Raw genomic sequence first — 17,651 nt, 5'->3', positions numbered from 1 at the left:
CGATCCGTCAACCTGTCACCCGATCGGGACTTGACCTGACCAACCCTCGCCACACCCCAACCGTACCGCACCAGACCCTAAGTTACCGGTATTGGGGTGCGGCTTGGTGAGCTTGTAGTCTTCGCGAACAAGGACGAAATCCATGAATTGTCTAACTTGGCGCTTTTCATGGATAATTTCAAAATCCACACGTTTTGCAGTCGTCACGATGGCCATGCGGACGTATTTTGACAGTTCAGCAAGAGTGTCAACGACGCCTTCAATCTCAATGGCTTCTGTTCTAAGATATTCCTGATAGTAATCATTACGAACCTCACGCTGCCTGCTGATGGTCTGTTCATCAATACCTGCCGCCCTGGCTTGGGCCCAAGTGCCCAATCCCTGGTTCATGTCCCGGAGGTATTGATCCTTGTCCAAAGTCAAACCAATGTCCGCCAGGGCGCGTTCTCCAGCTTTGTAATACCAGAATTCGGTATCCACCAGAACACCATCATGATCGAAGAGTATGTACTTTTTCACTCTCTTGATCCCTTCCTGGGAGAGAGGGCAGCGGGGCAGCGTGCGAACCTGAGCGCGCGAATCTAGTGCATGGTCCAACGCTATATACGAGTGAACTTGATACGCAGGCTGTCCAGTAGTTTCAGTTAGAGCCTGGATCAGGCGGCGGACTTGCGGCCTCCCTCGCCGCCCTGCACAACGGTGCGGCCTGCGACGCCGACACCGAGATGCATCAGTCGATCAACCCGGGGAATCAATTCTATTGGGTGGCCCGGTCAGGATCGCTGAACGAGACTTGGGCGATGGTGACAACGCCTCGCCCGATCATCGACTCGGTGGTGCGGTCAGTCTGCGGCCGCGACGTCGAGCGCCTCGTTCCCCTCGCCGGTGGCGGGATGAATGAGACCTACCGCGCCGAGTTTGCCGGCGATGTCGCTGTGGTCGTCCGGATCGCGCGTCAGCCTACGCCGTGGTTCATCGACGAGGCGCACCTTATGGCGCAGGCGCGTGCCGTAGGCGTGCCGACAGCAGAGGTGCTCGGCCTCGAGCACCTGGATCACGACGGCGAGCTGCTGTCGTTCTCGATCCAGCAGTTCCTGCCGGGCCGTTCGCTCGAGGAGCTCATCGGCGAACTGTCTGCCTCTGATCTCGAGCGGTTGGTCATGGATGCCGGTGAGATTTTGGCACGGGTGCACAGCGTGGTCCCGGACGACCAGCGAGGCATCCGGCACGAACTGCGGTTGCCCGAAGAGCGCGAAGTCACCCGGGTCGCACGCATCGTCAGGGAGGCGCTCAGCCCGGCGGCAGCCGCGGTCGTCGAGCGCGGTGCTGACTTCCTGCGCCAAGAGGTGACGACCCGTGCGGCGCCCCCGTTCTCGCTCGCCCATGGCGATTTCTGCCCAAAGAACCTCCTGATCCACGACGGCACAGTCGTCGGCGTCATCGACTGGGAGTTCGCTGGCCCTGCGTCGCCGGCATACGACCTCGCCCAATGGGAGGTGGATGCCGGCGACCCCTTGCACGACCGATTGGACCTGGTGCGCCGCGGCTACGCGCGGGTCGCTGATCCTGAGTCGGCCGATGCCGGCTGGACGCCAGCCTTCGCCATCGACTGGACACTCGAGAAGCTCGGTTGGAAGAACCCTGCTTCGCCGGCGCAGTTCCGGCGTTGCGTGGACGTGATTGCCCGCTATACGGCCTCTTGACCAACTCAAGCACCATTCGCCAACGTCCAGGTGAGCTGTTCACTGCCAACCGATCGTCGTGGTCTGCATCATCGCCCCGCTCACCTGGACGAGATCCGGACTCGGGGTACTAGAAGCGGTCGAGGCGGCAGCCCGCCAGCGCCGGCTCGACGGTGCCGTCGACCAGCTCCCTTGCGATCAGTCGACCCACGGCTGGGGCGAGCGTGACTGCCGCGTGCATCACCGCCAGGTACAGGCCAGGAACCCCGGCGACTGGGCCGACGATGGGCTCGCCGTCGGCCGGCATGGGGCGGGCGCCGACCCGGGCGCTGAGCAGCTCGACGCTCGCGGCGCCGCGGAAGGTGGACCGGATGGCGGCCAGAGTCAGTTCCGGCGAATCTGCAGCGGCGATTATCCGGTCCGTGGCGACCTGCCGAAGATCAAAGTCCTGAGTGTTGACTACCGTGCGGACCAGACCGGCCGGGGCACGGAACCGGAAGAGCGTCGCCGGCGACGGGTCGACCGGGACACGTATGCCCAGCGGCGCGGCCAGCGCGGCCGTTGCCACTCCGGCCGCGAGCACCACAGTCGCGCCAGACAGGGGCCCTGCGGCCGTCTCGACCCCGACGATCCGACCCGCGGCGTCTCGGCGGACAGCGGTGACCGGGACGTCCGGATGTACTTGTGCGCCGTGGTCACGGGCTCCCGCGATCAGCCGCTCGGTCACGCCCACCGGGTCGACGGCGCCTTCGCCGGGTGCCCAGACGGCCCAGTCCGGGGGCTGCAGCAGGTTGGGCTCAAGCGTCGCCGCAGTGGCCGCGTCGACGATCTTCTGCCCGGGCCCGGCTTCCGGCGCGCTGTTCCCCGCGCGCCACGACAGTGAGCCGGACCAGGTCACGGGAAGTCCCGGCAGCTCGGCCTCGAGCCGACGGTACTCGTCTGTCGCCGCCACCCGCAGCCCGGCGGAGGGACCGGTGAGTAACCTTGACGATGCGATCCAGGCGAAGGAGTCTGCCGTCACCCTGGCGCCCGGCCGGCCGGCGTCGAGAAGGGTCACGGCAGCGCCGGCCCTGGCGGCGTGATAGGCCACCGAAGCGCCGACAACGCCGGCGCCGACAACCACGAGATCCATGCTTGATGACTGGCTCGACATTCTGACGAGGCTACCGTCCGCCGACGCTCCGCAGCGGAATTTTCCACCCCAGCTCAGCTACGGCAGCGGAAGTGCAGCTGAGGAAGAACGACCCACCCGGGATCAGTCGGCCAGCCTAGTCTGCGTACTGCATCAGATGAATCACCTACGCGCCCTGTTCCAGCACCATGACCTACTCCCCCAACGCGACCCGTACCTCCTCGGAGCCCGAAACCGCGCCATTGGCGAACTCGTCCTCGAATGCCCACCCTCCCTAGTCGCCGACGCACTCGGCTATATAGCACGCAGATCGACACTCGCGGTGGAGGTGACCTCCACCGTCTGATGACGTCAGGACAAGGGCAGGAGGGCGTGACAGGCCTCGATGTTGTGGAGCTGGATGTCGTCCCTGCGGCGCTGTTCCCAGTCGTCCCGGGTGAGTCGCCACCGGTTGAGCAGGGCGGGTTCGCCTTGCCTCGTTGCCCATTCGGACCCGTTGGGTTCGTAGCCGAGACCTCGCGAGATCGCGTTGGAGCCGTGGTTGTCCACGAAGGCGTCGCTGCTTGCTTCCTTCGCCCCGAGGCCGTCGAAGGCCAGGTGCAGGATCGCTGCCCGCATCTCGTGCCCGAGGCCATGGCCACGCTGATCGGCAGACAGCCAGGAGAAGGTCGTGACCGTTCCGAGAGTGGAGAAGTTCACTCCCGTCATTGTCTGCTCCCCGACAGGCCGGCCGTCGATCATGACCACGAAGTAGAGCCGCCAAGCATCAGGCTCGACCGTGCCGCGGCGCCGCCAGATCGCCCGAAGCCACTTGGCGACCCGCAGGTCAGGATCGGTCTCGTAGAACGACATCGGGTCGTCGTACGGTGCAGGATCGGCATGGGTCTTGCCCGCGCGCACGACATCCGCGAGCTGATCCAGCAGCTCGTCGGTGGCGCTGCGCAGCTCGAGCGTTGGTGTGCTGACGCGCACATCGAGGAGCGGATAGTTCTTCATGTACGGTCACTCTGCTCTCACGGTCGCGGGTGAAGCGGTCAGACGCGTGCGGCGGACGTCGCTGGCGTCCGCGAACTTCTGAAGTCGATCGAGCCGCACATCGCCACGCCTCCGATGAGGGATCCAACCTCATCAGACAGCAACGATGCACGCGACTTTTGCATGACGGTGATCGGTTGGCTCGGATTACGCATCGACTTGATACGCAGGCTGTCCAGTAGAAGCGCCCGCGGGTGCAGCGGGCCGCCAGAGGCCGACGGCCGGACGAAATGGTGCCGGCGACCCGGGACAGGATCGCCGGCACCGAACTCCGGAGCTACTGGCCGTAGCCCTTCTGTTGTCAGTAGGCCTTCTCGGTCCAGCCGACGAATCCGAGGGAGCCGCCCTTGATGTCGGTGCCGTCACCGTCCTTGCTGTTGGCGTCGAAGTGCACGGAGGCCCTGCCTGCGGCGGTGATGCCGATCAATGGGCGGCCGTTGGGACGCGAGTTGCAGAAGCCGGTGTTCAAGCTGGTGAAGACTCCCCAGCCGGCGTTCCGCAGGATCTTCGAGGTGATCGTTGCCGGGTTCGCCTCGTTGATCCGCCACTCCTTGAGCTGCCCGTTGGTCTTGGTGCCGAGCATCACGTGCACCGGGGCGTCAGCCGTGCCGCCGGTGCGCTGGTACTGCAAGGTGTTGACCGTGTCCCAGTTGCTGCCGGGCATCTTCACCGGCGTGGTGATCCGGGGCGGTTGATCGGCGGAGTAGATCACCTCGAAGCGGTACAGCGAGTTGCCCGTCAGACGGTAGTAGTAGCGCCCCGGTCCACTCGCGAGAATCCGGGTCCCGGCGAACCCGGGCGCGATGCGGCTGGTGGTGTGCTTCGTGATCCTCCAGACTCCGTCGATCCGCCGGCCAACGCGGTACACGCGGTAGAGATAGCCGTCGGTCGGATGCGTGACCAGGCTGCTGCTCTCGAACACGTCCTCGCCCCCGGATTCCGCGCCCCCCGCGAGTGCCGTCGGCACCCAGCCGAGCTTGTCGCCGGGGAGCGCCTCGGTGCTGGTCTTCCGGGCGGAGTACTTGTAGCTGAGACGCTGTCCATCGGATCGGTACGCCGTGGTCCAGGTCTCGCAGTCCGCCGGTACGTCGCCGACTGCCGCGGTCGCCGGACCGGCGGTTCGGACGATTCCGGCCACGGCCAGACCGGTCGCGACGACAGCCAGCGCTGTCGCCCCAGCCACGATGGACTTACGCATCAGGAGTTCCTCCAGAGAGGTCGAGTCGAAAGGCAGGGTCCGGCCGGCAGGCAGTTGCCGCACGCAACAGATCACCGGATCGCGGCCCGATCGTACGGATGACGATCGGCATGCCGCTGCCCGTACTTCGCCCGTACTCGCCGGGCAGCACGGCCTGGGGACGGGCGTCGTGATCTGCGGCCTTCATGGCTGAGGTCGGGACTCTGCCATTCGGGGACAATGGCGGGGTGCGCGCTCTGTTCTCCTTCACTGGTGGCAATGGCCACGCTCTGCCAATGATGCCGATCGCCCATGCGCTCGCCGCACGAGGGCACGACGTTCTGTTCACCTGCCAATCGGCGATGCTCGACACGATTCGCGGTGCCGGATTCGGCGTCGTCGACAGCGGCGGTCCCACGCTCGCGGCGGCAACGTACCGAGGCCCCCTGGTGAGAACAGACCGCGACGCCGAGATCAGGGCCATCCGCGATGCCTTCGCGGGTCGGATCGCACACGACCGCGCACCGAGAATTGTCGGCGTTGGACAACGGTTCGAACCGGACGTTGTTGTTCGTGACGAGGTCGACTTCGGCGCGGCCGTGGCAGCCGAGTGCTTGGGTATCCCCCACGCCTCGGTCGTGGTGCTCGCCGCGGGCGGGATGATCGCGCCGGGCCTACTGGATGAACCACTGAACAAACTGCGCGCTGAGTTCGGCCTGCCGCCAGATCCCGGATTTCTTGATCGCTTCCTCACCATCGCGCCGGTCATGCCGTCGTTTCGCGAGCCGGGTACGCCGCTTCCAGCGTCATCCCTCGCCATCCGGCCGGATGTCCTCGACGACCACCAAGTTCTCGACGATCCCGCCATCGGCCGCGTCGCCGCGTGGCTTGCTTCACGACCTGGTCGTCCGCTCGTCTATTTCACCCTCGGCACGATCTTTCACCAGGAGTCAGGTGATCTGTTCACCCGCATCCTGACGGGTCTTGAGGGGCTGACCGCGAACATCATCGTCACGGTGGGCCGCGAGTTCGATCCAGCCGAACTCGGAGCACGCAACGAAAACGTGCTCGTCGAGCGGTTCGTGCCGCAGCGCGCCCTACTGCCGCGGGCCGCTGTCGTCGTCTCACATGCCGGCTCGGGGACGGTTGTCTCTGCCCTCGCCTGCGGCGTCCCGCTCGTCTTGCTGCCCATGGGCGCCGATCAGCCCTGGAACGCGGACCGATGTGACGCGCTCGGCGTCGGCCGCGTGCTTGATCCCCTTGCCGTGTCATCCGGCGATGCTGGAGCGGCTGTTGAAGACGTGCTGACGACACCGAGCTACCGGCTGGCAGCGCGTGCGTTACAGGTTGAAGCCGAGTCCCTCCCGTCTGCCGAGGTCGGCGCGGACGCAGTCGAGCAACTCGTCAGCTAGTGGCCCTGGGCAAGTACGGCAGCAGGCGACGCCGTACTTGCCTGGGGCAATGACGCTAGGGCCGGGCGGCGACGGCTTCGACCTCGAACAGGATGTCGGGCATGGCCAGGCCGGCAACCCCGATGGCGGTTTGCGTGGGAGGCGTGGCGCCGCACCCGCCCTGTACGGCCTGGCCGATTACCCCGAGCTTCTCGAAGTCGGGGTTCACCACGTACGTCCTGAGCTGGACGACATGGCTGAGGTCGAGCCCGTGGGCGGCAAGGGCGATACCCAGATTGCTGAACGCTTGCCGCACCTGCTCGGTGAAGTCGGGCGAGACAACCATGCCGTCCGGGCCCGATCCGTACTGACCCGAGACAAACACCAGCTCCGTGCCAGCCGGGATGGCGGCGGTGTGGCTGTAGCCGAACGGGACCGGATTGTGCAAGCCGTCCGGATTGACGATGGTATGTGACATGTGGGTCACCTCTCTTGTGTGATTGGCGTTTCTGCGCCCCGTTTAGTAGCGCCCCGTGGCGTTCACGAGGCGTCCTCTGTGCTTGTCGTGAGCGCGAAGGCGAGCTGAGCGAGAACGACATCGCGATAGTCCTTGTCCTGCGGCGCTTGGTGGCCCAGGACGACCGGGTAGAGCTGACCAACTATCGTCGCCACAGCGACCTCGACAATCGCAGCGGTGTCGAAGCGCGGGGTGAACGCGCCGCTCTCGATGCCTCGCCGCACCGCATCAGTGAACGGTTCCCGGTACTGCGCCGCTAACGCGGCGGCATGTTCCTGCAACTCGGCGTCATGGGCGGCGGCGGTCCAGAACTCCATGAGCATCCGCCAGGTGACGACGCTCGTGGACAGACCTCGATCGACCATCGCAACCAACTGCTGCCAGGGGTCGTCAAACTGTGCCGCTAGCTCATTCATAGCAACTACCGCGACGGAAGTGGCGCGCCCGAATGCCTCGATCAGCATGTCCTCGCGCGAACCGAAATAGCCCTGCAAGGTACTGACCGCCACCCCCGACGCCTCAGCCACGTCGATGTACCGAGTGCCGGCGTAGCCGCGGTCAGCGAGCACCGCGACCACCTGGTCGAGCACGAGCGTGCGCCTGTCGCCGCCCGCGCGGCGAGCGCGACCAGAACCCAGATTGCTCATGTTCGTACCGTATCACCATACGGTACGAACATGAGCGGCGCGGGCCTCAGAAACCGAACGAGTTGTGAGGGGGCGTGCGTGGCGGCGGCCACGGCTCAGGGATCTCGATCTGCACCGGCCCATATCTACCTGACCGTCACCGCAACTGCATTCCGTTTGCAAGGTTGTACGCCGTACAACTGTCGGCGGTACGTCGGGAGGGACTGGGCTTGGTGATTGCGTGGGATGACGAGAAAGAATGAGCTCATGCCGATCCTGCCAGCTGAGCGTGACCCCCGATTGATCACCGTGCGCCGCGGCGGGACGTTGACGGACGAGCATCACCGGATGCTTGCGGAGTGGGCCGCCCTCTGCGCGGAGCACGTTCTGCATCTTTTCGAGCAGGAGCAGCCGCGCGACACGCGCCCGCGGGACGCTATCGAGATCGGTCGTGGATGGATCCGCGGCGAGGTACGCATGCGTGATGCGCACAAAACCGCATTCGTGGCGAATGCCGCCGCACGTGGACTACCCGACCCGGCGAAGTTCGCCGCTCTAGCGGCCGGCCAAGCAGTCGCGGTGGCCCACGTCGCAGCCCATGACCTGGGAGCTGCGGCGTACGCGATCAGGGCAGCCGTGGCTTCCGCTGTCGCCAGTGAGGCAGAAACAGCACGCGTCCGGGAACGAGACTGGCAGCGAGAAAGAATTCCCGCGGAGGTTCGAGAGCTGGTCCTCGACGACCAGCACCGTCGAAGCCCGATCTGCTGGAACGTCTTCGACGACTGAGGCAGAGTTACCACTCGCAGGTGTCGGAACTGGCTTCCCGCGCTGCCTTCTCGACCCTCGAACCCCGGATCACGGCTGCCATCTTCGGTGGCGGGTTCTTCGCGTACGAGGCGCTGATCGAGGCGGCGAGACGGATCACCGTCCCGATCCAGTTCCTGCTCCCGTGGGACGACGAGCACGTCGACCGCCAATCCGGTCTCGAGTTGTTAGACGCCTTCGCCTCCAAGGACAAGACGTTGCACGCCAACCCGGGTGACCATCGCACCATCCGCTGGGTCGGAGTCGACGACGAGTTCCTGCCGCCGCGACCACTGACACGGTGTTCCATGCCTGCGCGTGGTGGAGAATCTTGGGGTGGAGATGACTGGGCGGGGGCTTAATCGGTGCACGTTGGGGCGGCAGTTGTTGTTGGGGCGGGAAGCGGTTGGGGTGGTGGAGGCGGTTCGGCGGGTGGTGGCGCTGCAAGGGCAGCAGGCCGCGTCGCCGTACGTGGCCTTGTGGAATCGAGTGCAGGACTTCGATCCGCAAGAGTTGGATGAGGCCTTCGCGACCAGGAGTGTGGTCAAGGCCTCGTTGATGCGGATCACCTTGCATGCGGTGCACGGTGAGGACTATCCGGCGTTCAGGGATGCGGTGGAGCCGACGTTGCGGGCGGCTGGGTTGAATGATCGGTTTCAGGCGAGCGGGTTGACCGCTGAAGATGCCGACGAGCTGGTGCTGGAGCTGCTGGTCTTCGCGAAGAAGCCGCGGACAGTGCCCGAGATCGCGGGCTGGCTCGAGGAGCGGCTCGGGGTGCCGGCGCATCCGGGTGCCGTACGAGGGCTGCGGATGTATTCGCCGTTGCTGCACAGCCCGACCGGTGGGCCGTGGTCGTTCGGCCACCGGCCCTCGTACGTCGCGGCTGGGGTGCCGACCCAAGAGCCGGCGGATGGCTTGAAGGTCCTGGTCAGGCGTTACCTGGAAGGATTCGGGCCCGCCTCGGTCGCGGATGTCGCGCAGTTCGCGATGGTTCCGCGGGCCCGCGCCAAGGTCGCAGTACAGGCACTCGAGCTGGATGACCTGAACGGCCCCGACGGCACGATTCTGTACGACGTACCAAACGGCGACCGGCCGGATGAGGACACGCCGGCGCCGCCCAGATTGATGGCGATGTGGGACAGCGTCCTGCTCGCGTACTACGACCGGAGCCGCGTGATCCCGCCGGAGTACCGCAAGGTCGTCACCCGCATCAACGGTGACGTATTGCCGACGCTCCTGGTCGACGGGTACGTCGCCGGCGTGTGGCGGGCCTTGGACGGCGCGATCGAGGCGACCGCGTTCCACCCGCTCGACGACGACACCTGGGAGGGCCTGGCTGCCGAGGCGCGATCGCTGACAGAACTCCTCCAACAACGCGAACAGCAGGTCTACAGCCGCTACAACAACTGGTGGAAGAAACTGCCTAGCGGCGACGTCCGCGTCCTCGCCTGACCCGGACCGCCTCCCACTCCGCTCCCCACCGGCCGCCGCCCTCGCCGCGCATCTCCATCGACAGGCCCATCACGGCCGCCCGCGCCCCGCTGCTGGCGAAGTAGCCGAGACTGTACGGCTCGATCAAGGCACCCGCCTCCCAACGCGGATTCCGCCGATAAGGATCACGCGGTACGGCGTACTCGGTGTACCGGTCGTCGAGCTCCTCACCAGCTTTGACGCGGGCCGCGTCCTGCGCGCAGGCCGGTACGCGCCGGGTCCCACCGACCGGCGGCGTCCAGTCGACATCCACGGTCGACGGACCATGTTGTGGGTTGAAGAAGCACGGCGCACGCCGCTCCGGCAACGGCTGACCGGCGACCCGCGCGCGAACACAGGCCAACGAATACCGCCCGCCGGTCAGCACATCAGCCACACCACTGACCTCATCAGCCGCAGCCAGCCGGGCCACCGTACGTCGAGCGGATTCGTAGCTGTCCAGGGCGGACTGATAGTCCTCCCGCGCGGCGTGGTCCAGCTCGTGTCCGGCGATCGCTTCGTCGAGCCGGCCGAGCTCCTCGCCAAGCAGCGTCACGTCGTGGTCGGCCAGCACACGCATCTGCTCCAGCTCCGCGGCCTCGCGTCGCCGGGCGGCCCGCCGGTCCCACGCGTACCGCCCCGCCAGCGCGGCCCCACCGCCGCTCAGCAAGAAGACGAGCCACTCCATCCACCAAGGATAACCACGAGAAACCAAACCGCCAGGTGATTAACTAATTGTTGCCCTGGGCATCTACCAGCACATGCCCCGCCGTGGTTCGGTAGTAGAGCACGGACCGTCCCGTACGCCGCCGCTGGATCAACTGCGCGTCGAGCAGCACCTTCAAGTGACGCCCGACCGAACCGAGTCCCTGCCCGGTGAGCGCCACCAGCTGCGTAGTCGTCTTGGGCGTCCCCAGCAGCACGAGTACGGCGGCCCGCGCGGGCCCAAGCAACGCGTTCAAACCCTCAGGCGCGTCAACCCGGTCCGATTCCGCGAGCACGCCCGAGCACGGATAGACCACGGCGTACCGGTCGGTCCCCGCCCACATCACCCACGCGGCGCGCGGTGTCACGGGGACGAAGAACAACTGCGCACCGTCCAGCGATCGCGGTGGGTAGTCATAAGCGTTAATCTGTAGCCGGCTCTCCCCCAGCCAACGCATGTTCGGCCGAACGTCGTTCAGCACCGTCGCCCAGCCACCCTGGCTGAGCTGATGCGTCCGCGCCACGATGTCGGCCTCGATGATCCGCCGGCGCCGCGCCCACGTCGGCAACACGGTCTCGGTCCACACCCACTCCATCAGCGAGGCTGCCCGCGCCGGCAGATCGTCCCGCTCGAGCTCCGCCGGCAGCGGCTCCCCACCCAGTGAGACGCGCAGATCCGCCCGAGCGTCCGCCGGATCGGTACGGCGAACCACCTCGACCTCATCAGCAAACGCCCGCTCCCCCGTCGGCGCCGGCGTCAGGAAGTCGGCGTTCCAGCTCCGGCCGAGACCGATCCGGACCACAGCGGCCGCGATCGGGTCCTCGGCCACGCGCGCCCGGTACGCCGGGACGTGGTCGTCCAGCCAGGCCCGCTCCCCCGGGTGCGCGGCCGATCCGCGCTCGAGTGTCTTCAGCGCCGACGTCGTCTCAGCCAGCGGTGACACGATGAACCGGCTGCCCGCCAGCGTGTCAGTGCTGACCACCCACCAGCCCATGTTTCGCCTCCCTGCGAAACATTAACCGGCCCCGGCAACCGCCACCGAGACTCCGGTACATGCGCACTTACCGGGACCTCTTCCGGACCCCGAATTCCGTCCGTTCTTCCTCAGCAGCTCCCTGCACGTCGCCGCCCAGACGGTGAGTGGCCTCGCCCTCGGCACCCTGATCTACGACTCCACCGGCTCTCCCCTGCTGTCCGCGCTCGCTATCTTCGGCCCGTCACTCGCCCAGGTCGTCGGCATGACGACCCTGCTCGCCACAGCCGATCGCCTGCCACCGCGCGCCGCCCTGGCCGGTCTCTGCTGGATGTTCGCCGCCGCCATCGCGACCCAAGCCTTGCCCGGCCTGCCGGTGACCGTTGCCTTCGGCATCCTCTTCGTGGTCGGCGTGGTGTCGTCGGTCGGCGGCGGGGTCCGCTGGGGACTGCTCAACGAGATCCTGCCCAAAGGCGGCTACCTGCTCGGCCGTTCGGTGATGAACATGTCCGTCGGCGTGATGCAGATCTGCGGATTCGCGTCCTCGTCGCACTCCTGTCGCCCGGGGCGCGCTGATCACGGGTGCTTGCCTGTACGGCGTAAGTGCGGTCGTGGCGAGGTGGTTCCTCAGTCGCCGCGAGCCGCGATCCACCGAGCGGGCGTCGGTGGCCGCGACCTGGCGGAACAACGTGCACCTGTTGTCGATGAAGCCGCGTCGCCAGGTCTTCCTCGCGTTGTGGCTGCCTAACGGGCTGGTCGTCGGCTGCGAGTCGTTGTTCGTCGCGTACGCACCGAAGTACTCGGGCCTCTTGTTCGCGTTCGCGGCGCTCGGGATGCTGGTCGGCGACACATTGGCCGGCCGGTTCCGCCCGCAACGGCTCGCTGTCGGGTTGTACGTGCTGCTGGCGGCGCCGTACCTGATCTTCTTCCTGGAACCGGCGATCCCGATCGCGGTGGCGGCGGTGGCCGTGTCGGCGATCGGGTACTCGGCGAGCTTGCTGATGCAGGAGCGGTTGATGATGTTGACGCCGGACGAGTTCAGCGGTCAGGCGTTGGGGCTGCACTCGTCGGGCATGCTCGTGATGCAGGGGGTCGGCGCGGCGGTGGCCGGTGGGATTGCGCAGCTGACCTCGCCCGGGTTGGCGATGTCGGTGATGGCGGTCGTCTCGCTCGGGGTGACGGTCGCATTGGCGCGCGGATTGAAAAGTGCTCAGCTGGTGAGCGGTTAGTTTGCGAGAATGCCGGTATGCGCGCTGATCGGCTGGTCGCCACCCTGCTCCTTATGCAGGCACGTGGCCGGGTGACCGCGGCCGAGCTCGCCGCGGAGCTGGAGATCTCGGTCGCGACGGCTCGCCGGGATCTGGAGGCGTTGTCGACGGCCGGGATTCCGGTTTATCCACAGCCTGGGCGCAACGGCGGATGGTCGCTGCTCGGCGGTGCGCGGACCGACTTGAGCGGGCTGACCGCGACCGAGGCGCAGGCGTTGTTCCTGCTCGTCGGGCCGGCGGCGTCGATCGCGCCGGATGCCAAGGCCGCGCTGCGCAAACTGGTCCGGGCGTTGCCGGAGACTTTCCGTGGCGATGCCGAGGCGGCGGCGGAGGCGGTCGTGATCGACCCGGCACGTTGGGGTGGGAACGAGAAGGAGCGGCCCGAACTGGTCGGTGAGTTGCAGACGGCGGTGGTACGGCGGTTGAAGGTGCGGCTGACGTACTCCGGCCGCCGGCGTGAGGAGTCGGTACGGGTGGTCGATCCGCTCGGACTCGTCGACAAGGACGACGTCTGGTACCTGATCGCGGGGACGGACAAGGGGCAGCGGACGTTCCGCCTCGACCGGATCGTGGCGGCCACCATCACCGACGAGCCTGCCGATCGGCCGGAGGACTTCGACCTGTCCGAGGTCTGGGCGCGGGTGGTCGAGCAGATGGAGCAGCAGCGAGCGTTGCTGTCGGCCACGGTTCTGATGCCGGAACGATTCGTCTGGGTGATGCAGGACCGGCTGGGCCGGAACTGTGAAGTCGAGGGGGCGGCCGAGGACGGCCGGGTCCGGGTGCGGGTCACGGCACCGACTCCGTTGATGATCGCGCAGGATCTGGCCGGCTGGGGTGGGCTGATCGAAGTCCTCGGCCCGCCGTCGGTACAGGCCGAATTGGCGCGACTGGGCAACGAACTCGTCGCTCGCTACGCGTGACGTTTCGCGGTACGCCGGTGACGTGGCGTCGCGTTCGGTAAGAGAACCACAAACGGTTGCCGAACCAGGACGTGGGATGACCGGGGTGCGTGAGTAAAGTCCGTCTGTCCCCATGGTGTTCCAGCGCTAGTAACAGGAAGTGTTCGTGACCACGACTCCCCCTCAGCCGCCCCCGAACCAGTACCCCGCTCCGCAGCCGGGCGGTGGTGGATACGGTCCGCCGCAGCAGCAGTATCCCCAGCAGCAGTACCCGCAGTACGCCCAGCAGCAGCCGGGCGCGTACCAGCAGGGGCAACACGGCGGCCCGCAGTACGGGCAGTCTTTCCCGGGTCAGCCACAGCCTCAGCCCGGTCCGCGGCCCGGTCCGCAGGACATGATGCAGTGCCGGTTCTGTGGTGCGGTTCCGGCGGTGCCGGCCACTGTGCGCGGGCACCAGGGCCTGCTGATCATGATGCGGTTCCTGAAGCTCGAGGGGCCGTTCTGCAAGACGTGTGGCACCGCGACCGTCCGCGACATGACCGCGAAGAGCCTCTGGCAGGGCTGGTGGGGTATCGGCTCGGCGATCATCAACCCGATCACGATGCTGATGAACCTCGGCCCCTCGTCGAAGTTCAAGAACCTGCCCGAGCCGGCCCCGGGTGCACCCGGCCGGCCGATGGATCCGGGCAAGCCGCTGTTCAAGCGGCCGCAGATCCTCTTCCTGCTGGTGCCGGTCCCGGTGATCGCCCTGATCGTGTACGGGGCGACGATCAGCCCGTCTTCGGCGGCCGCGGGCGACTGCATCCAGAACAAGGGCACGAGTATCAACCCGGACGTGCGGGTCGTCGACTGCGGTTCCGCCGACGCGGAGTACAAAGTCCTCGGCAAGGTCGACTCGTCGGACGAGACCCGGTGCGAGCAATACGAGGGCTACACGGTGGCGTACACCGAGGAGCGCGGCTCGTCGGCGTACACGCTCTGCCTCGGGCCGAAGTGAGCGGTCAGGTGTAGTAGCCGTCCACGACAGCACGCGCCTCGTCGTACAGCGCGGGGCCTTCCTGGTCGACGGCCGGGAAGCCCCCGCTGGGTTTGAGGGCGTTGAGCTGTTCGCCGGACAGGGCGTAGACGACCCGGGCGAGGCCGGCCCGGTCGATGGCGCCGGCGCACATGCTGCACGGCTGGCAGCTCGTGTACATGGTCGTCTGCGCGGCCGTGGCCGGGTCGAGGTTGGCCGCGGCCCACTTGGCGAGCTTGAGTTCGGGGTGGGCGCTGATGTCGTTGTCGGTGATGGAGGTGTTGTGATCCTCCGCGATCACTGTGCCGTCCGGCCCGGCCAGGAGGGATCCGAAGGGCGGGTTGCCGGTCTGCCGTGCTGTCGCGGCGAGCTCGATCGCTCGGCGCAGGAGGTTCTCTGCTTCGGGGGTCACTTGGTTCTCCCTATGACGGTCGCCAGGGCTTCCCAGGCGACTTCCGGTCGTTCGGTTTCGGCTGGATCGCCGACGAAGGGGTCCAGTACGACGGCTTGCGCGCCGAGCAGCCGCAGTACGTCGAGGTCGGCGAGGATCTGGTCGATCGTGCCTTCACCGGCGACGCGTTCGTCGTCCGGGAGCGGGTGGTCGGTCAGCCGGAGCAGGATCCGCGGCGCGAACCCCGGGACGGGCCGGCCTTCGTCCTCGGCGATTGTCTTCAGCCGATCCAGGTTGTCGCGCATCCGGTCGAGCCGGTCGCGCAACGGGTGCCACGCGTCGGCGTACCGGACGGCTCGGCGGAGACCGGCTTCGCTGCTGCCGCCGACCCAGATCGGGACGGTGGTTTTGATTGCTCTCAGCAACTCGTCGGTGAGTCCGCCGCGGCGGTGGAAGTCGACCCCGAGTGCCTCAAACTCCTGCTTCGCCCAGCCGATCCCGACGCCGAGGATCAGGCGTCCGTCGCTGAGCTGGTTGAGGTTTTCGGCCATCCGCGCGACAAGGAGAGGATGCCGGTACGGCGCGATCAGGACCGTGGTGCCGAGGCGGATCGTGCTGGTGATCCCGGCGAGCCAGCTGAGCGTGGTGAACGGTTCGTAGAACGGCTCCGGATACTGCTCGGCGACGTCGGGGGTGATCGCGACGTGGTCGGACACCATCAGCAGGTCGTAGCCGAGTCCCTCGACTGTGCGGGCCCAGTCGCGGAGCCGCGCTGGCGTGGTTCCGGGACCGAAGTTGGGGACGTTCACTCCTAGCAACACGTCGATCAGGCTATCCAGGCGAGGCCGATGCGCTGAAGGCCGTACTCACGGCGTCCGGGCGGGCTCACCGTGGATCTGCCGGTATGTTGGGCGGATGGCCGAGACTCTTGATTCGACCGACTGGGCGATCCTGGTCGAGCTCCAGCGGGACGGCAGGGTGGCGTTGACCGAGCTCGGCCGCCGGGTGAATCTGAGTGCGTCGGCGACGACCGAACGGGTGAAGCGGCTGGAGTACCTCGGCGTGATCACCGGCTATCGGGCCGAGGTCGACCTGACGAAGGTGGGTTATCCGGTGCTGGCCGTCGTACGGCTCAAGTACCCGGGGAACAAGCACGAGCCGCTGCATCGGTTGCTGCGCGAGCGGCCCGAGTTCCTGGAGTGCCTGCGAACCACGGGCGACGACTGCTACACGCTGAAGATCGCGGCCGCCTCGATGCCCCACCTCGAACAACTGGTCAACGAGCTCACCGAGTTCGGCAGCACCACCACCAACCTCGTCTACAGCCAACCCCAACCCTACCGAGGCCCGCAGACGGCCCCGCCCGACCTGTGACCTCTGCGTCAGGCGTCGCTGGCGGTGGTGGTTACGGGGGTGCCTAGTTCTACGGTGCGGCTTACGGTGCAGAGGCGGTCGTGGGACATCTTGACCGCGCGGGGTAGGGCCTCGCGAGCTTTGTCGCCGGCCTCGCCTTCGGGGAAGCGGATGGTGAACTCGACCGCGAGGTTCTCCATCCGGTTGCCCTGCTCGGGGTCGCGGATCTTGTCGCCGCGGACGACCCCGGAGAACTCGGTCGGCTCCGCCCGGCGGCTCACCACGACGTCGACGTCGATCGCGGAGCAGGCACCGATCGCGACGAGGAGCAGCTCGACCGGGGTGAAGTCGGTGTCTTCGGACCCGCCGGAACCGACCGTCATGGTGCCGCCGCGCGCGTTGTGCACCAGGTACTTGCTGTTGGCGGTCCGCTCGAACCGTACCTGCCGCAAGGTCTCGTCGCCCATGTCAGTCACAATCTGTTGCCAGCGGCAACGTCAGAGATTCTTCAGCGCGTCGGCCACGGGGGTGTCGCCGGCAATCAGTTCGAGGGTCCGGCCGATCGAGGCCGGTGTGTCGCAGAGCCCGGCCAGCACCAGCGCCACGTCGTCCCGCGGGATGCGACCGGGGTCGACCTTGCCGGCCAGCAGAACCGAACCGGTGCCGGCGGAGTCGGTGAGCCCGCCGGGCCGCAGGATCGACCAGTCCAGGTCGCGGCTGCGCAGGTCGTCCTCGGCCGCCAACTTGGCCTTCAGATAGATCGTGAACGTCGCCTCCGGGTCCATCCCCTCGGTCCGGTCGACACCCATCGAGCCCACCTGGATGTGCCGCCGTACCCCGGCCAGCTCGGATGCATCCGCGAACAACACAGCCGCACCCTTGTCGACGGTATCCTTCCGGGCGTTCCCGCTACCCGGTCCGGCGCCGGCGGCGAAGATCGCGACGTCAGCACCGGCCAGTACGTCGGCAACGGCGGCCACCGAAGCCTGTTCCAGATCCAGTACTGCGACCTCGCCGCCCGCCGCGACCACGTCAGCCTCGTGCGCGGGGTTGCGCACCAGCCCGACCACCTGGTGACCGCCGTCCGCCAGGATCCTGGTCAGCCGCAGCGCGATCTGTCCGTGTCCACCCGCAATCACGACTCGCATGCCCCGAGCCTAACTCGCAGCCCGGTTCGGCAGACTGTACCCATGCCACCGCCGTCGACGGACG

23 protein-coding genes are annotated in these 17,651 nt (G+C 67.0%); 11 read left to right on the top strand and 12 right to left on the bottom strand.

Annotation, left to right across the window (positions count from 1 at the left end; genetic code table 11):
- Positions 1-15: 15 nt before the first annotated feature.
- A complete protein-coding gene (locus EV643_RS29860) occupies positions 16-519 on the bottom strand; it encodes an HAD family hydrolase (RefSeq protein WP_133803490.1) in 504 nt (167 codons plus the stop codon).
- A 206-nt stretch (positions 520-725) separates the two neighbouring features.
- Here EV643_RS29860 and EV643_RS29855 point away from each other — a divergent pair, with 206 nt between their 5' ends.
- A complete protein-coding gene (locus EV643_RS29855) occupies positions 726-1,703 on the top strand; it encodes a phosphotransferase family protein (RefSeq protein WP_238165889.1) in 978 nt (325 codons plus the stop codon).
- A 109-nt stretch (positions 1,704-1,812) separates the two neighbouring features.
- Here EV643_RS29855 and EV643_RS29850 read toward each other — a convergent pair whose 3' ends face one another.
- On the bottom strand, positions 1,813-2,814 hold the full coding sequence (locus EV643_RS29850) for an NAD(P)/FAD-dependent oxidoreductase (RefSeq protein WP_202869814.1): 1,002 nt from the start codon (positions 2,812-2,814) through the stop codon (positions 1,813-1,815).
- 157 nt (positions 2,815-2,971) lie between these two features.
- Between EV643_RS29850 and EV643_RS29845 the strand changes: the two genes are divergently transcribed.
- The gene (locus tag EV643_RS29845; protein WP_133803488.1) at positions 2,972-3,160 is read left to right on the top strand and encodes a hypothetical protein; all 189 of its coding nucleotides are present in this window, start codon (positions 2,972-2,974) and stop codon (positions 3,158-3,160) included.
- Positions 3,161-3,165: 5 nt separating this feature from the next.
- Here the strand turns inward: EV643_RS29845 and EV643_RS29840 are convergent, their stop codons facing one another.
- Positions 3,166-3,810 (bottom strand): GNAT family N-acetyltransferase, encoded by a 645-nt coding sequence (locus EV643_RS29840; protein WP_133803487.1) that lies wholly within the window; start codon positions 3,808-3,810, stop codon positions 3,166-3,168.
- Positions 3,811-4,150: 340 nt separating this feature from the next.
- A complete protein-coding gene (locus EV643_RS29835) occupies positions 4,151-5,047 on the bottom strand; it encodes a hypothetical protein (RefSeq protein ID WP_133803486.1) in 897 nt (298 codons plus the stop codon).
- A 275-nt stretch (positions 5,048-5,322) separates the two neighbouring features.
- On the opposite strand from EV643_RS29835, the gene EV643_RS29830 reads away from it, so the two are divergent.
- Positions 5,323-6,438, top strand: coding sequence for a glycosyltransferase (locus tag EV643_RS29830; protein ID WP_166665622.1), 1,116 nt, complete (start codon positions 5,323-5,325; stop codon positions 6,436-6,438).
- Between the two features lie 55 nt (positions 6,439-6,493).
- Here EV643_RS29830 and EV643_RS29825 read toward each other — a convergent pair whose 3' ends face one another.
- Together EV643_RS29825 and EV643_RS29820 are read right to left on the bottom strand one after the other, a co-directional pair.
- Complete coding sequence (locus tag EV643_RS29825) at positions 6,494-6,895, bottom strand: RidA family protein (RefSeq protein WP_133803484.1); 402 nt, start codon at positions 6,893-6,895, stop codon at positions 6,494-6,496.
- Between the two features lie 62 nt (positions 6,896-6,957).
- Positions 6,958-7,581: a TetR/AcrR family transcriptional regulator gene (locus EV643_RS29820; RefSeq protein ID WP_133803483.1), complete on the bottom strand. Its 624-nt coding sequence runs from the start codon at positions 7,579-7,581 to the stop codon at positions 6,958-6,960.
- A gap of 246 nt (positions 7,582-7,827) precedes the next feature.
- Here EV643_RS29820 and EV643_RS29815 point away from each other — a divergent pair, with 246 nt between their 5' ends.
- From EV643_RS29815 to EV643_RS29805, 3 genes are read left to right on the top strand one after another with little or no spacing between them, the layout of a single operon-like run.
- Positions 7,828-8,346, top strand: a complete 519-nt coding sequence (locus tag EV643_RS29815; protein WP_133803482.1) for a putative immunity protein — start codon at positions 7,828-7,830, stop codon at positions 8,344-8,346.
- Between the two features lie 20 nt (positions 8,347-8,366).
- A complete protein-coding gene (locus EV643_RS29810; protein WP_202869813.1) occupies positions 8,367-8,726 on the top strand; it encodes an alpha/beta fold hydrolase domain-containing protein in 360 nt (119 codons plus the stop codon).
- 52 nt (positions 8,727-8,778) lie between these two features.
- Positions 8,779-9,816 carry a winged helix DNA-binding domain-containing protein gene (locus tag EV643_RS29805; protein ID WP_238165888.1) on the top strand — a complete coding sequence of 346 codons (1,038 nt, stop codon included), beginning with the start codon at positions 8,779-8,781 and terminating at the stop codon, positions 9,814-9,816.
- On the opposite strand, the gene EV643_RS29800 is transcribed toward EV643_RS29805, so the two are convergent.
- Together EV643_RS29800 and EV643_RS29795 are read right to left on the bottom strand one after the other, a co-directional pair.
- The gene (locus EV643_RS29800) at positions 9,788-10,522 is read right to left on the bottom strand and encodes a hypothetical protein (RefSeq protein WP_133803480.1); all 735 of its coding nucleotides are present in this window, start codon (positions 10,520-10,522) and stop codon (positions 9,788-9,790) included. The two genes, EV643_RS29805 and EV643_RS29800, sit on opposite strands and share 29 nt — an antisense overlap.
- A 43-nt stretch (positions 10,523-10,565) precedes the next feature.
- Positions 10,566-11,534: an ArsR/SmtB family transcription factor gene (locus tag EV643_RS29795; protein ID WP_133803479.1), complete on the bottom strand. Its 969-nt coding sequence runs from the start codon at positions 11,532-11,534 to the stop codon at positions 10,566-10,568.
- Positions 11,535-11,676: 142 nt separating this feature from the next.
- Here EV643_RS29795 and EV643_RS45070 point away from each other — a divergent pair, with 142 nt between their 5' ends.
- From EV643_RS45070 to EV643_RS29780, 4 genes are all read left to right on the top strand, one after another.
- Positions 11,677-12,261 carry an MFS transporter gene (locus EV643_RS45070; RefSeq protein ID WP_202869811.1) on the top strand — a complete coding sequence of 195 codons (585 nt, stop codon included), beginning with the start codon at positions 11,677-11,679 and terminating at the stop codon, positions 12,259-12,261.
- Complete coding sequence (locus EV643_RS45065) at positions 12,218-12,742, top strand: MFS transporter (protein ID WP_202869810.1); 525 nt, start codon at positions 12,218-12,220, stop codon at positions 12,740-12,742. The genes EV643_RS45070 and EV643_RS45065 overlap by 44 nt, the downstream gene beginning before the upstream one ends.
- A gap of 17 nt (positions 12,743-12,759) precedes the next feature.
- Positions 12,760-13,701, top strand: a complete 942-nt coding sequence (locus EV643_RS29785; protein WP_133803478.1) for a helix-turn-helix transcriptional regulator — start codon at positions 12,760-12,762, stop codon at positions 13,699-13,701.
- 145 nt (positions 13,702-13,846) lie between these two features.
- On the top strand, positions 13,847-14,677 hold the full coding sequence (locus EV643_RS29780) for an LppU/SCO3897 family protein (RefSeq protein ID WP_133803477.1): 831 nt from the start codon (positions 13,847-13,849) through the stop codon (positions 14,675-14,677).
- 4 nt (positions 14,678-14,681) lie between these two features.
- Here the strand turns inward: EV643_RS29780 and EV643_RS29775 are convergent, their stop codons facing one another.
- Positions 14,682-15,107 (bottom strand): nucleoside deaminase, encoded by a 426-nt coding sequence (locus tag EV643_RS29775; protein WP_133803476.1) that lies wholly within the window; start codon positions 15,105-15,107, stop codon positions 14,682-14,684.
- Complete coding sequence (locus tag EV643_RS29770) at positions 15,104-15,907, bottom strand: LLM class flavin-dependent oxidoreductase (protein ID WP_133803475.1); 804 nt, start codon at positions 15,905-15,907, stop codon at positions 15,104-15,106. Before EV643_RS29770 ends, EV643_RS29775 begins: the two co-directional genes overlap by 4 nt.
- A gap of 94 nt (positions 15,908-16,001) precedes the next feature.
- Here EV643_RS29770 and EV643_RS29765 point away from each other — a divergent pair, with 94 nt between their 5' ends.
- On the top strand, positions 16,002-16,460 hold the full coding sequence (locus tag EV643_RS29765; RefSeq protein ID WP_133803474.1) for an Lrp/AsnC family transcriptional regulator: 459 nt from the start codon (positions 16,002-16,004) through the stop codon (positions 16,458-16,460).
- An 8-nt stretch (positions 16,461-16,468) separates the two neighbouring features.
- Here the strand turns inward: EV643_RS29765 and EV643_RS29760 are convergent, their stop codons facing one another.
- The gene (locus EV643_RS29760) at positions 16,469-16,906 is read right to left on the bottom strand and encodes an OsmC family protein (protein ID WP_133803473.1); all 438 of its coding nucleotides are present in this window, start codon (positions 16,904-16,906) and stop codon (positions 16,469-16,471) included.
- A 30-nt stretch (positions 16,907-16,936) separates the two neighbouring features.
- Positions 16,937-17,587, bottom strand: coding sequence for an SDR family oxidoreductase (locus tag EV643_RS29755; protein WP_133803472.1), 651 nt, complete (start codon positions 17,585-17,587; stop codon positions 16,937-16,939).
- Positions 17,588-17,651: the final 64 nt, after the last annotated feature.

Source organism: Kribbella caucasensis, from assembly GCF_004361855.1.
Lineage (GTDB): Bacteria > Actinomycetota > Actinomycetes > Propionibacteriales > Kribbellaceae > Kribbella > Kribbella caucasensis.
The sequence above is the reverse complement of the archived record's forward strand: the minus strand, read 5'-3'. Positions and strand labels throughout refer to the sequence as shown.